The sequence below is a fragment of the Planktomarina temperata RCA23 genome, assembly GCF_000738435.1.
Classification (GTDB): Bacteria; Pseudomonadota; Alphaproteobacteria; order Rhodobacterales; family Rhodobacteraceae; genus Planktomarina; species Planktomarina temperata.
This window is the reverse complement of sequence record NZ_CP003984.1, coordinates 98,324-109,737: the sequence shown is the minus strand read 5'-3', so window position 1 is coordinate 109,737 and position 11,414 is coordinate 98,324. Positions and strand designations below refer to the sequence as shown.

At 51.8% G+C, this 11,414-nt stretch carries 15 protein-coding genes, 1 tRNA gene and 1 pseudogene; 6 read left to right on the top strand and 11 right to left on the bottom strand.

Going from position 1 to position 11,414, the window contains the following annotated elements; genetic code table 11:
- The first annotated feature begins 73 nt into the window (after nucleotides 1-73).
- Nucleotides 74-505 (top strand): hypothetical protein, encoded by a 432-nt coding sequence (locus RCA23_RS00540; protein ID WP_044048549.1) that lies wholly within the window; start codon nucleotides 74-76, stop codon nucleotides 503-505.
- 10 nt (nucleotides 506-515) lie between these two features.
- Here RCA23_RS00540 and RCA23_RS00535 read toward each other — a convergent pair whose 3' ends face one another.
- Nucleotides 516-695 carry a zinc-finger domain-containing protein gene (locus RCA23_RS00535; protein ID WP_044051146.1) on the bottom strand — a complete coding sequence of 60 codons (180 nt, stop codon included), beginning with the start codon at nucleotides 693-695 and terminating at the stop codon, nucleotides 516-518.
- A gap of 98 nt (nucleotides 696-793) precedes the next feature.
- On the opposite strand from RCA23_RS00535, the gene RCA23_RS00530 reads away from it, so the two are divergent.
- Nucleotides 794-1,714 (top strand): ABC transporter ATP-binding protein, encoded by a 921-nt coding sequence (locus tag RCA23_RS00530; protein WP_044048547.1) that lies wholly within the window; start codon nucleotides 794-796, stop codon nucleotides 1,712-1,714.
- A gap of 15 nt (nucleotides 1,715-1,729) precedes the next feature.
- Here the strand turns inward: RCA23_RS00530 and RCA23_RS00525 are convergent, their stop codons facing one another.
- Complete coding sequence (locus RCA23_RS00525) at nucleotides 1,730-2,110, bottom strand: HIT domain-containing protein (RefSeq protein WP_044048545.1); 381 nt, start codon at nucleotides 2,108-2,110, stop codon at nucleotides 1,730-1,732.
- 10 nt (nucleotides 2,111-2,120) lie between these two features.
- A pseudogene (locus tag RCA23_RS00520) lies at nucleotides 2,121-3,698 on the bottom strand (DUF5928 domain-containing protein).
- Between the two features lie 114 nt (nucleotides 3,699-3,812).
- Here RCA23_RS00520 and RCA23_RS00515 point away from each other — a divergent pair.
- Nucleotides 3,813-4,634: a sulfotransferase family protein gene (locus RCA23_RS00515; protein WP_044048543.1), complete on the top strand. Its 822-nt coding sequence runs from the start codon at nucleotides 3,813-3,815 to the stop codon at nucleotides 4,632-4,634.
- A gap of 9 nt (nucleotides 4,635-4,643) precedes the next feature.
- Here the strand turns inward: RCA23_RS00515 and RCA23_RS00510 are convergent, their stop codons facing one another.
- Both RCA23_RS00510 and nth read right to left on the bottom strand, forming a co-directional pair.
- Nucleotides 4,644-5,636 (bottom strand): adenosine kinase, encoded by a 993-nt coding sequence (locus RCA23_RS00510; protein ID WP_044048541.1) that lies wholly within the window; start codon nucleotides 5,634-5,636, stop codon nucleotides 4,644-4,646.
- Nucleotides 5,633-6,277, bottom strand: coding sequence for an endonuclease III (gene nth / locus RCA23_RS00505; RefSeq protein WP_044048539.1), 645 nt, complete (start codon nucleotides 6,275-6,277; stop codon nucleotides 5,633-5,635). Before nth ends, RCA23_RS00510 begins: the two co-directional genes overlap by 4 nt.
- 178 nt (nucleotides 6,278-6,455) lie before the next feature.
- On the opposite strand from nth, the gene RCA23_RS00500 reads away from it, so the two are divergent.
- Together RCA23_RS00500 and RCA23_RS00495 are read left to right on the top strand one after the other, a co-directional pair.
- A complete protein-coding gene (locus RCA23_RS00500) occupies nucleotides 6,456-7,115 on the top strand; it encodes a YiaD family glycine zipper/OmpA-like lipoprotein (protein ID WP_044048537.1) in 660 nt (219 codons plus the stop codon).
- Nucleotides 7,116-7,231: 116 nt separating this feature from the next.
- Complete coding sequence (locus RCA23_RS00495; protein ID WP_044048536.1) at nucleotides 7,232-8,002, top strand: FCD domain-containing protein; 771 nt, start codon at nucleotides 7,232-7,234, stop codon at nucleotides 8,000-8,002.
- A 138-nt stretch (nucleotides 8,003-8,140) separates the two neighbouring features.
- Here RCA23_RS00495 and RCA23_RS00490 read toward each other — a convergent pair whose 3' ends face one another.
- The 5 genes from RCA23_RS00490 to RCA23_RS00470 form a co-directional block, all read right to left on the bottom strand.
- Entirely contained in the window at nucleotides 8,141-8,698 is a 558-nt protein-coding gene (locus RCA23_RS00490; protein ID WP_044048535.1) for a F0F1 ATP synthase subunit B, read from the bottom strand.
- 3 nt (nucleotides 8,699-8,701) lie between these two features.
- Entirely contained in the window at nucleotides 8,702-9,241 is a 540-nt protein-coding gene (locus RCA23_RS00485; RefSeq protein WP_044048534.1) for a F0F1 ATP synthase subunit B', read from the bottom strand.
- Nucleotides 9,242-9,312: 71 nt separating this feature from the next.
- Entirely contained in the window at nucleotides 9,313-9,549 is a 237-nt protein-coding gene (locus RCA23_RS00480; RefSeq protein ID WP_044048533.1) for a F0F1 ATP synthase subunit C, read from the bottom strand.
- A 46-nt stretch (nucleotides 9,550-9,595) separates the two neighbouring features.
- Nucleotides 9,596-10,327, bottom strand: coding sequence for a F0F1 ATP synthase subunit A (locus tag RCA23_RS00475; RefSeq protein ID WP_169701439.1), 732 nt, complete (start codon nucleotides 10,325-10,327; stop codon nucleotides 9,596-9,598).
- A 55-nt stretch (nucleotides 10,328-10,382) separates the two neighbouring features.
- Entirely contained in the window at nucleotides 10,383-10,706 is a 324-nt protein-coding gene (locus RCA23_RS00470) for an AtpZ/AtpI family protein (RefSeq protein WP_044051145.1), read from the bottom strand.
- Nucleotides 10,707-10,933: 227 nt separating this feature from the next.
- On the opposite strand from RCA23_RS00470, the gene RCA23_RS00465 reads away from it, so the two are divergent.
- A complete protein-coding gene (locus RCA23_RS00465; protein ID WP_044051144.1) occupies nucleotides 10,934-11,260 on the top strand; it encodes a metalloregulator ArsR/SmtB family transcription factor in 327 nt (108 codons plus the stop codon).
- 55 nt (nucleotides 11,261-11,315) lie between these two features.
- Here the strand turns inward: RCA23_RS00465 and RCA23_RS00460 are convergent.
- Nucleotides 11,316-11,392: transfer RNA gene (locus RCA23_RS00460), tRNA-Arg, on the bottom strand.
- Nucleotides 11,393-11,414 lie beyond the last annotated feature (22 nt).

Sequence of the window (11,414 nt, the reverse complement as noted above, 5' to 3'; positions counted from 1 at the left end):
GGGTCATTGATTGAGATTGTTTGTGGCATGAAAAATTTATACCTGCCAGTGCTGCTGGCCTTGATTCACACATTTGCAACCGCAGCTACGCCGGATTCCTGACGAAAATTGCATAGATATCCCCGATAGCCGCGACAGTTGCTCGCCGCTCCTGGCTTGTTTTGGCAATAGCGGCGAGTATTTTGCAGGCCGGGCTTTGGGTTGGGATGAAGGGACCTTAGCCGGGGTGACCAATTTTGGCGCGATCTGCACGGGCACTTGGGTCTCTCGCAATTTTATCGGAACATGTGAGGCCAATTTCGAATGCGACAATGGCCATTGGGGCAAGGTCATTTTCCAATATCGTGACGGTGTGAGCGGCACGGTCAAAGGATTCGGCTTCACCAACCACGGCGTGAGCATAAGAGCCTGGTCCGGCCATTACATCCAAGATTTCCTTGATGGACAGAGCGGTCAGGTGGACAATAAGCTTATGTGCGGTGAGGTCGAAATTCCGCTCAGTTAGGACAGTTTACTTACACCTGTCCCTCAAAGTCTTTATGCACCATTTTTGCGTCACAATAGGGGCATTCAACCCAGCCGTGCTCATTGGGTATTTGCAACCAAACGCGTGGGTGCCCCAAAGCGCCTTCACCACCATCACAGGCCACGCGATAGGCCTCTACAATTTTTGTCTCAGGTGCTTGAGTTGTCATTTTTTTGCCTTCTGGTTGCTGTTGGGCCTTGCTGCGCATATGTCGCTGGCTAAGATACCAAAACACGCGCAACCCACAAGCACTTTGAAAGGCCGACTATGTCACAAAATGCGATTGAGCTGCGTGGTTTGAAGAAAACCTATGCCGCGACCAAGAAAACTGAGGCTAAAACGGCTCTGTCCGGCATTGATCTGGATATTCCGAGGGGCTCCATCTTCGGGCTCTTGGGGCCCAATGGTGCGGGCAAATCGACCCTGATCAATATTCTCGCCGGCTTGGTGAAAAAATCTGCAGGCTCAGTCAATATCTGGGGCTTTGATCAAGATGAAAACCCGCGGCAATCGCGCGCCGCAATTGGGGTGATGCCCCAGGAATTGAACCTTGATCCGTTTTTCACACCGGGAGCCTCGCTTGATATGCAGGCCGGCCTATATGGCGTACCGAAAGCGCTGCGTAAAACCGATGAAATTCTGCGGTTGATCGGATTGGAAGACAAAGCCAATGCCTATGCACGCAGTCTTTCAGGCGGGATGCGCCGGCGATTGCTTTTGGGCAAAGCGCTCGTGCATAGTCCGCAGATCTTAGTGCTTGATGAGCCCACAGCGGGGGTGGATATCGGTCTGCGCCAAATGCTTTGGGACAATGTACGACAACTCAATGCCGACGGCATGACTGTGATTCTCACCACCCATTACCTCGAAGAAGCGCAAGAAATGTGCGATCAAATCGCCATTATTCACGAGGGCGCGCTGCGCGCTTTGGACACGACAGCGAACCTATTGTCCAAACTTGACACAAAAACCTTGGTTGTTGAGACCGAGAGCGCGGCAGAGATAAGCCTGCCGGCCGGGGTGACACAAAGCCAGCGAGCCGATGGCACCTTGGCCTTCACCTATAGCCGCAGCGCTATCTCTCCTGGTGAAATTTTAGACGCGCTGCGCCTCGCAGGTGTCAAGATTTTGGACATCCAAACCGAACAGCCTGATCTTCAAGACGTCTTTTTGGACATCACCAAATAGGCAGGTATCCTCTCCCTAGGCTTCGCGCAACATCCGCCCAAGCGGCCGGCCCGCAACGAGATGCACATGCAAATGTGGCACCTCCTGCACCCCATGGCGACCTGAATTGGCCAAAAGGCGATAGCCGTCACCTCCGGTTCCGGGATCAACCTTCAAGGCCGTCGCAACCTGACCCACCGCACGGGTGAAATCAACAATCTCTTCCGCAGTGGCTGAATTGGCAAAATGATCAAAACACACATAAGGACCTTTGGGGATCACCAAAATATGTTCGGGCGCTTGGGCCTGAATATCGCGAAACGCGAGGCTGTGTTCGGTCTCTAATACGGTGGTGTTGGGAATTTCCCCGCGTAGAATCTTAGCGAAGATATTTTGATCATCATACTCATATGCCATCGACAGGCTCCTAATCCGAAAACAACTGGTCCGATGCCAGTATGGCACGAGCCTTTTCCGTAGAGATACCCAAAAATTCGGCCAATGGCACGGCATTTTCCTCAAGCCCCGCCTCTTCGTAGATCTGATAACTTTGCGGGAATTGCGCATCTATTAATTGATGGTGCTCATGCCACACATCTTGGCGCAGGGTTGGCAGAAGGCGCTCAATAACTTCCGGTGGCGAATCTTTCGCCATAAGACCGATACGTTGCGCATGACCAACTAAATAAGCGTCATTAAACTGGCACATCATCACCAGTGTTTTGATTTTGGCGCTATCTTTGTATAGGTCCTGGATCAAGTCCATACTCGCGCTATCGACACAGATCAGCAAACGATCGGTCTGCTTTTGATCGAAGACCATATGTAAAAATGATCTGACGTGCCGGCGGCGCTTTGGCAAACGGCTTTCGGTTCCGCCCAAATCAGGCAGGCCTGCGTCATGCTCGTGAAAAAGAAATTGGGACGAGGCAACATCCACCTCTTCACCAATCCGCTCGAGCAGGCGCTTCGCGACATGCCATTTTTTACACACCACCACCCGCAGCTCCCGGGTTCGACCAATATTGGCTTGCTCTTCCCAAACCCGCCGCCCAAACCGTAGCCCCTCACGGCCCTTGCCGGTCAAAAAGGCAAATAGTTTCGGGCCCTCTTTTGAAATGTGAAACTCACGGCCTGTTTCCGCATAGAGGCGTGCCAAACGCTCTTTGAGGTCAAGGGCCTCGGGGCTTATTTTGCGGGCAAACAAGTAATCCTAGCTCAACAATAGGTCGTAGTGATCATTATAAAATGTCGCCGGCATTCCATAATCTGTGAACATCAAAAATGTGAGTGGACGGGTTTGAATTTCATGCGCTGGCACCAAGTGCCGGACCAATGTTTGGAAAAACGTCTCATCCGGGATCCAAGTGGTCGAGAAGAACCGCAGCACATCTCGACGCTTTTTGACAAAGTCCAATATTTTTTCAATGGTCTGTCGGCGCAAACACCACCATTGCGAACCAATCATCACCTGCAGATCAGCCGGTATTTTCCGGGTCAAGCCAAAATATCTTTGCAGCTTGAAACTGTTGTAAAACAGAAATGGCTGGCGCCGTTCGTTGAAAAAATGGCGATAAATTAACCGCGCCTCTTTCATACCCGTTTTGATCCAATCACTCTCAAAAAAATCAAAACTTTCAATGTAATCACGATCATGTTGGTCCAAAAACTGATGTGCATATTCTGCGGTCTTGATGGTGTGGCAGTCACCTGAGATCATGTAAAAATGTGTCGCATCTGCAAAGGTATCGACCGCAGCTTGCAGCGCATTTAAGCTGGCTTGTACCAAAGACCACGCACCCCAACCGCATTTTACGCGTTTCTTTGCAAAACAAATGTTGGGATTGTCCGCAAGGGCCTCGCGAATAGCCCGAAACTCAGAACTCCGTCCACCGGCGTCAAAATGAATGGAAACGTAATCTCCGGCCATCGCAAGGCGCCGCGCTTGCTCAATAATGGAGCGGCTGTCCTTGTGACATAACAATATAAATGCGACTCTCACCATAAAGTTACTGATGTCTCTATTGCTGAATAAATATTTCGGTCATAATAAATTTACATTATATTGATTTAGTTTTCGTTGGTACAGTGCCAATAGGTTTGAAAGAAAGTAATTTATATGGGTTTTCCTGGAACTTGGATGACTGAGTCCGAAAGTGTTGTATATCGGGTCGTGCCGAAATGTGCCTGTTCAACCATTGGGCAGATCATGTTTTACTCGGACCACGGCGAATTTTTTGACGGCGATATTCACGACTGTAAAGGTGGATTGCAAAAGTGGTCTCAGGAAGACTCGAAACCAAAAATCACGCAGAATGTGGTAGAGCATCGCAGTTATGCATTCACCTGTGTCCGCAATCCTTATACGCGGATATTAAGCTCATTCTTTGACAAAATTTGCGGCATTCAGCGCAATGGAAACTACTATCGTGGCAATCTTGTCCCACTTTTGATCCAAAAATATGGAATCGAAGTGGGCAATCCGGACGATGACTTTCAATTTGATCAGATCAAGAGTTTTCGGCGATTTCTACTTTTTGCCAGAGACACCATAAGATGGCGCAAACCGATGGATCCTGATATTCATTGGTCGGCGACCTCGGGCCATGTCTCAACTTTTGTGGCCAATGGTGGAACCTATGATCACATTTTTTGGACCGAAAAATTCAATGACGGGATGCAAAAGGTCTTAGACGCCATTGAAACACCCAATAAGGTCGATTTAAAGACCATTCCAAAGTTCAACGAAAGCGAAGGGCACGGCCCCAAACGCGCGCATCCCGTGGAGGATTATTTCGACGATCTGTCGATGCATTTGGTTTATGAGATGTTCAAACGTGACTTTGATCTGTTCAAATATAGTTTTGAAGATCCCGCCAATAAAATGCCCATTGGCGAGATTGATCTTGATGAGATTCACGCAAAATTGGGCGGAACCTAAAGGCGGCTTTTAAACAATACCCTGCTTTTTGAGCATCTCAGCGATGGAAGTGGCTGGGCGCGGACCGATGTGACCGATCACCTCTCCGGCGGCAATACCACCGATCTTGCCGCAGGTCTCCAGATCAAACCCTTGCACCACCCCATATAGGAAGCCAGCGGCAAATTGATCGCCTGCGCCTGTGGCATCCACCGGGACAACCGGGACAACCGGAAAGTCCCAGCGCTTATCTGCTTGGCATATCGACACGCCCTGCGCCGAGCGCGTGCACACCACCAACTCACAATCAGCGGCCCCCATTTTGAGCGCTTCTGCCAAGTCATCAGTTTGATACAGCGACTTTAGCTCTTCTTCATTGCAGAGGAAAAAATCCAACGGGCCAGCTACCAACTTACGAAAATCATCGCGATGGCGATCCACGCAAAATGGATCCGACAAAGAAATTCCAGCCCGCGCACCCGATTGCCGCGCCAGTGATGCGGCCTTGCGAAACGCTTCCTTGCCAGGGGCCTTGTCAAAGAGATACCCCTCAAGGAACAGAATTTCACAGTCCGTGATCACCGCATCGGATACGTCTTCCGGTCCCACATCCGAGGAAATTCCAAGATAGGTGTTCATCGAACGCTCACCATCGGGCGACACGAAGATCATTGAACGTGACGTTGGAAGCTCCGCATTACGCACCGGCGGGTTCGGAAAATCCGTACCTTCTGTTTGCATTGCCAATGCGTAGGAATGACCCAAATCATCATCCGCAACCCGGCCAATAAACGCCGTACGAAGACCCAAAGATCCCAACCCGGCAATCGTATTGGCCACAGACCCACCTGGCGTTTCTGTTCGGCTGCCCATCGCTGCAAAGAGCGCTTCGGCGCGCGGCTGGTCCACCAGCTGCATGATACCCTTTTCAACCCCATGCTCAGCCAAAAAATCGTCGCTGCTGGTCGCAATAACGTCCGACACAGCATTTCCGATACCAACCACCTGATAGGCTTTGCTCACTGGGTTTTCTCCTCAAATTGGCATAAATCACTGATAATGCAGGCGCGGCACTTGGGTTTTCGCGCAACACAAATATATCTCCCATGCAATATCAGCCAATGATGTGCGTGCAACTGAAAATCCGCAGGTACATTATCTTCAATTGCCCGTTCGACCTGATCAACCGTTTTGCCCGGCGCAATGCCTGCGCGGTTTCCCACCCGGAAAATATGCGTGTCGACCGCCTGTGCCGGCTGCTGCCACCACATATTCAACACGACATTTGCAGTTTTGCGTCCAACACCCGGTAGGCTTTGCAAGGCAGCCCGCGAATTGGGCACCTCGCCGCCAAATTCTTCCACCAAAATCTGCGCCATCTTCATCACATTGCGGGCTTTGGTTTTGTAAAGGCCGATGGTCTTGATATGGGCGATCAACCCGTCCTCGCCCAGATCCAGCATTTTTTGCGGCGTATCTACTGATTTGAACAGGGCCTCTGTGGCCTTGTTGACGCCCTTATCGGTCGCCTGCGCCGAAAGCGCCACGGCCACCACGAGCGTGTAGGCATTCACATGATTAAGCTCCCCCTTTGGTTCAGGTTCGCTGTTTTCAAACCGCGAAAAGATTTCGCGCATGACCGGGTAAGGAAGTTGTTTCGCCATGACAGCTCTATAAGAAAAATTCACACAAAACTAAACCAAAATTCTGGCGTGTTCTTGCGAATAACCAGACAAGTATGAGCGAAGCCTTGCCGCCGGCAAAATACGTGAATTGCGGAAAGCTGGGAATCCCTGCATAACAAAGCGCTACAAGAAATTGGCCTGATTAAAGGAGCTCACCATGAAATTGTTATCTTCTGCACTCGCAGGATCCGCATTGTTGATTCTTTCGGGCTGCGTCACGCCAGAGAGCGCGGCCAATAGCAAGCCAGGTGACAACACCACCGCAGGTACGATCATGGGCGGGCTCATTGGCGCCATTGCTGGAATGGAAATGTCGCGCAAAGGTGACCGGAAAAAGGGGGCGATTATTGGCGCTATTGTGGGCGCGGCGGCCGGCAATGCAATTGGTCAAACTTTGGATGAACAGGCCGCAGATTTGCGCCGTGATCTGAACAATAATCAAGTGAATATCACGAACACTGGGTCCGAGCTGATCGTCACGATGCCACAGGACATTCTGTTTGCCTTGGATAGTGCCGCTGTGCGCAGTGATTTGCGCCGCGACCTGGGCGTTGTGGCCGGAAACTTACAGGCCTACCCAAACTCCACCATCTCCATTGAAGGCCATACGGACAACACCGGAACCGCCAATTACAATAGGATTCTGTCGCAACGGCGCGCAAATGCCGTGGCGGACATCTTGGTGAACAATGGTGTGCCACCAGCACGCTTATACGCGGTGGGCCGCGGCGAGAATGAACCGGTGGCCAGTAATCTTTCCGCCACTGGGCGCGCACAGAACCGCAGGGTCGAAATTGTGATCCGACCAAACGCATAGCCAGGCCTTAGGCCGTATGTGCGCCTGTCGGTTGAAGTGACGCAACGCTGCTTCTCAGTGACGGTTGCCTTCTCATAGACTGGTCATATAATTTGACCAATCTACTGGGGGGATTCATGCCGTTTCAAAGAATTGATTCAGAAAAATTGTCCAAATCTGTTGTCCGGCAGGTAGAGCAGCTGATCCTGCGTGGTATTTTGCGTCCAGGCGAGCGCCTGCCCTCAGAGCGGGAACTTGCCGAAAAGCTTGGGGTGTCGCGACCCTCGCTTCGGGAAGCACTGAGTGAGTTGCAGCAGGCGGGGCTTCTCACCGCGCGCGCAGGTGCCGGGATTTTTGTAGCAGAGGTTTTGGGATCGGCCTTCTCCCCCGCCCTCATGCGGTTGTTTTCAACCCATGATGAAGCGGTTTACGACTATCTGGCCTTTCGCAAGGATTTGGAGGGCCTGGCCGCAGAACGTGCCGCCCGCATCGGATCTGATACGGACCTCAAGGTCATCGACGCCATTTATAAGAAAATGGAAGCGGCACAGTCCAAGCGCTCTACCGAAGAGGAGGCGCGATTGGATGCGCAGTTTCACATGTCGATCTGCGAAGCGGGGCATAATGTGGTGATGCTGCATATGATGCGCTCGATGTATGAGCTCCTACAGACCGGGGTGTTTTACAACCGCAAGGCAACATTTCGGCAAAAAAGTGGCAGATCGCAACTTCTACAACAGCATGGCGCAATCAATGATGCGATCCAAGCGCGCAACCCAGAGGCAGCACGGCATGCGGTGCATCTCCACTTGGATTTCGTAGGTGGCGTTTTGCAAGAACAAGAGCGCGCCAACAAAAATGAAGAGGTCGCCAAACTGCGTTTTTCACATGCTTTGGAACGCCCCTAAAAGCCCGGTTGAAGATGAGCTCTTCCAAAAGACCTCTGCATAACGCCATTTCAACACGAAACGAGGGCAGCGCCGGCCTGGGGGCACAAAAAAGCCCAAGGTTCGCACCTCGGGCTTTTTTAAAATTCAAACCACCAATTAGTGTAGCTTTGTACCAACCTGATCAATGGCATCGTCAATCAAACCATTGCCATCAGCAGCAGTCATTCGATTTGCAATGATGTCACGCGCTGCGGCCACAGCCACAACGATCGCTTCATCACGCACATCTTTGATCGCTGAAGCTTCGGCGGATGCAATCTGCTCCTCCGCAGCCACCATGCGGCGCGCAACAGAGTTTTTGATGTCAGCCTTGGCTTGCTCGGCCGCCGCAGCGGCCTCGACACGCGCGGCCTCCACAATCCGGTCGGCTTGCGCTTGGACTTCAGCTTGCTTTTTCTCATAAGAGGCCAGCAAAGCCTTCGCCTCTTCACGCAAAGAACGGGCTTCTTCCAACTCTGCGCGAATACCGTCCGCGCGGGCGTCCAGCATCTTGCCGAGCATTTTCGGCACACCAAGATACAGAACCAAAGCCACAAAGCCGATGAACGCCACTGTGACCACGAAATTGGTATTGTAGAGCGAGAAGAATGGACCACTGGCGGCAAGCGCCGGTGAGGCCATAAGTGTCAACAATAGGGCTGAGAGATGTTTCATGTCTTAGCCTTTCATCCGTTCAGTCACGGCTGCTGTGACGGTTTTGGCATCTGCCTTACCGCCCATCGCTGCAACGATTTCTTTTGCCGTGGCTTTGGCGACGGTCTTCACATTGGCTTTCGCCGAGCTGCGAATTTCAGCCAGCGCTGCTGCCGCTTCTTCAGTCCGAGCAGAGATCTCAGCATCGGCCTTGGCCAATTCTTCGTCTAGCTGACCTTGAATCTCAGCGCGCATTGCGACGTTGATATTCTGAGCATCGGCACGAGCATCGGCAAGCGCCTTTTCATAGGCCTGTTCAGCCTCAAGCGCTCGGCTCTTCAAGTCTTCCGCTTCAGCCAGATCATTCGTGATCGTACCCGCGCGATCCGCCAAAGCGCCACCGATACGCGGCAGGGCAATGCGCGACAAGACGAAGTAGATCACAACAAGCGTTATGACCAACCAAAAGATTTGGTTCGAGAAGGTCGAAAAATCGAGCTGTGGCATGCCTGCTTTTGCAGCACCGGCCACGGCTTGACCCGCATCTGTTGTCTGTGTTGCCATATCAATTCCTCCAATACCTGAGGGCGAACCGGGACCTCATTGAGGCCCCAGAACCTTAAGGAACGGATGGATTATACTGCGAACATCAGCAGCAGAGCGACGAGGAATGAGAAGATCCCCAAAGCTTCTGCGAACGCAATACCAATGAACATCGTTGCAGTTTGACCGCCAGCAGCGGAAGGATTGCGCAAAGCGCCGGACAGGAAGTTGCCCACAACATTGCCCACACCAAGAGCCGCGCCGCCCATGCCAATACAAGCCAAGCCAGCACCGATGTAAGCACCCATTTGTACGATATCGCCAGTCATTTCATAGTCTCCTTGATTACATTATAGATAGATTAGAGTTCAGACCTTAGTGGTGCGGATGCAGCGCATCTCGCAGATACACGCAGGTCAGAATTGCGAAAACATAGGCCTGAATGAAGGCAACGAGCACTTCCAAGGCGTATATTGCGGTGATCGCGAGGATCGACAGCGGTGTCACCACCAGACCGATGCCCGTCGAAATAAGAACCAAAGGCGCAAAGGCTGCGAACACTTTGATAACAGCGTGGCCCGCCATCATATTACCGGCCAAACGAATAGAGTGGCTGACAGGGCGCACAAAGTACGAGATAACTTCGATCAGCGCCAAAATGGGGCGCAAGATGAGCGGAGCAGATGAGATCCAAAACAGGCTCAGAAATCCAAACCCGTTTTTCACAAATCCTAAAACCGTCACGGCGAGGAAAACCGCCAGAGCCAAAACAGCTGTCACCGCAATGTGACTTGTCGTGGTAAAGGCCAGTGGCAGAAGGCCAAGGAAGTTTGCCATCAAGATGAACATGAACACTGTCATGATGTATGGGAAGTAAACGACACCGTCTTTGCCGGTCACATCTTCAACCATTTTATACACCAAGCCATAGGCCAATTCGGCAATCGATTGGCTACGTGTCGGCACCAAGGCCCGACCACGCGCGCCAAATACCAAAAGCGCAACAATGGACAGGACTGTGAGACCCATCCAAAGGGTCACATTGGTGATTGTAAACCATTCTACGGTGCCACCACCAAACAATGGTGTGACTTGGAATTGATCCATCGGATGAAATACGAGGCCGGCTTCTGCTTCGCCATGTGTTTCTGTTGCCAAGGTCTTAACCCTCTTTTTCGTCTGCGGCTTGCGCCATGTGCATGTTTTGAACTTCCTGGGCCGTGCGCATCATCGTGCGCACACCGGCCACAAAGCCCAAACCTATAAACAAGATCAGGAAAATTGGCAGTGTGCCAAACAGCCAGTCCAGGCCGTACCCAATCCCAAATCCAATGGCGATACCCGCCACCAATTCTATCACCATACGCCACGCCATATTGGCCATTGTATAGTGTTCCTCTTTGGCAGGTTTCGGTGCCGTCGCAGCCTTCATCCTCGCAATGCGATTTTCGAGCTCGGTGAGCTTCTGCGGATCTGGCGTCGGCACATAAAACTCCTGTCCAAGAGTGTTGCGGGGGAGATAGTCCCCTCTGCGCGCAGAGTCAATTCCAGTTCGCACCCAGGACTTCAATATAACCTATTGTTTTTGAATTATTTTGAATAATGGTACTCCTGTAGCCGCCCATGCCGCAGGGCCAAATCCCTCAAATCCCATCAAAAGCGATATTCAACCAATTGGTTGACGATTGCGACGCCTTGGGTATCAGTCAGGTCATGGCCAGCTCTCTTGATCTTATCTTTTCCGCTCTCTCAGACCCCACAAGGCGGCAAATCCTCACCTTGCTGCTGGAAGATGACATGGCGGTGACCGATGTGGCGGAACCTTTTGAGATGTCTCTGGCGGCGATTTCCAAACATTTAACTGTGCTCACCAACGCCGGGCTGATCCAACAAGAACGCAGCGGCCGTGTGAAATGGTGCAAACTCGACCCCGACGCCATGCAAGCCGCCTGGGCTTGGATGCAAGGGTTTGGCCAATTTGACGCGCTCGATCTCGATGGGCTGGAAGCCTATATCGAGAAGACACTCCAAGATTCGTAACGCCAACAGCATCTATTCGCACCCCACGCACCCGTCACAACACGAAACAAGCCGCTGGTGACCCAGGCAGGATTCGAACCTGCAACCTGCCCCTTAGGAGGGGGCTGCTCTATCCAGTTGAGCCACTGAGCCACGTCTTTGTTTTTTCATGTAT

Bases quoted from the DNA above. Each gene is read 5' to 3' on its own strand.
- RCA23_RS00535 (WP_044051146.1), bottom strand. From the start codon at position 695: ATGACAACTCAAGCACCTGAGACAAAAATTGTAGAGGCCTATCGCGTG.
- RCA23_RS00530 (WP_044048547.1), top strand. From the start codon at position 794: ATGTCACAAAATGCGATTGAGCTGCGTGGTTTGAAGAAAACCTATGCC.
- RCA23_RS00525 (WP_044048545.1), bottom strand. From the start codon at position 2,110: ATGGCATATGAGTATGATGATCAAAATATCTTCGCTAAGATTCTACGC.
- RCA23_RS00515 (WP_044048543.1), top strand. From the start codon at position 3,813: ATGGGTTTTCCTGGAACTTGGATGACTGAGTCCGAAAGTGTTGTATAT.
- nth (WP_044048539.1), bottom strand. From the start codon at position 6,277: ATGGCGAAACAACTTCCTTACCCGGTCATGCGCGAAATCTTTTCGCGG.
- RCA23_RS00500 (WP_044048537.1), top strand. From the start codon at position 6,456: ATGAAATTGTTATCTTCTGCACTCGCAGGATCCGCATTGTTGATTCTT.
- RCA23_RS00495 (WP_044048536.1), top strand. From the start codon at position 7,232: ATGCCGTTTCAAAGAATTGATTCAGAAAAATTGTCCAAATCTGTTGTC.
- RCA23_RS00490 (WP_044048535.1), bottom strand. From the start codon at position 8,698: ATGAAACATCTCTCAGCCCTATTGTTGACACTTATGGCCTCACCGGCG.
- RCA23_RS00485 (WP_044048534.1), bottom strand. From the start codon at position 9,241: ATGGCAACACAGACAACAGATGCGGGTCAAGCCGTGGCCGGTGCTGCA.
- RCA23_RS00480 (WP_044048533.1), bottom strand. From the start codon at position 9,549: ATGACTGGCGATATCGTACAAATGGGTGCTTACATCGGTGCTGGCTTG.
- RCA23_RS00475 (WP_169701439.1), bottom strand. From the start codon at position 10,327: ATGGATCAATTCCAAGTCACACCATTGTTTGGTGGTGGCACCGTAGAA.
- RCA23_RS00465 (WP_044051144.1), top strand. From the start codon at position 10,934: ATGGCCAGCTCTCTTGATCTTATCTTTTCCGCTCTCTCAGACCCCACA.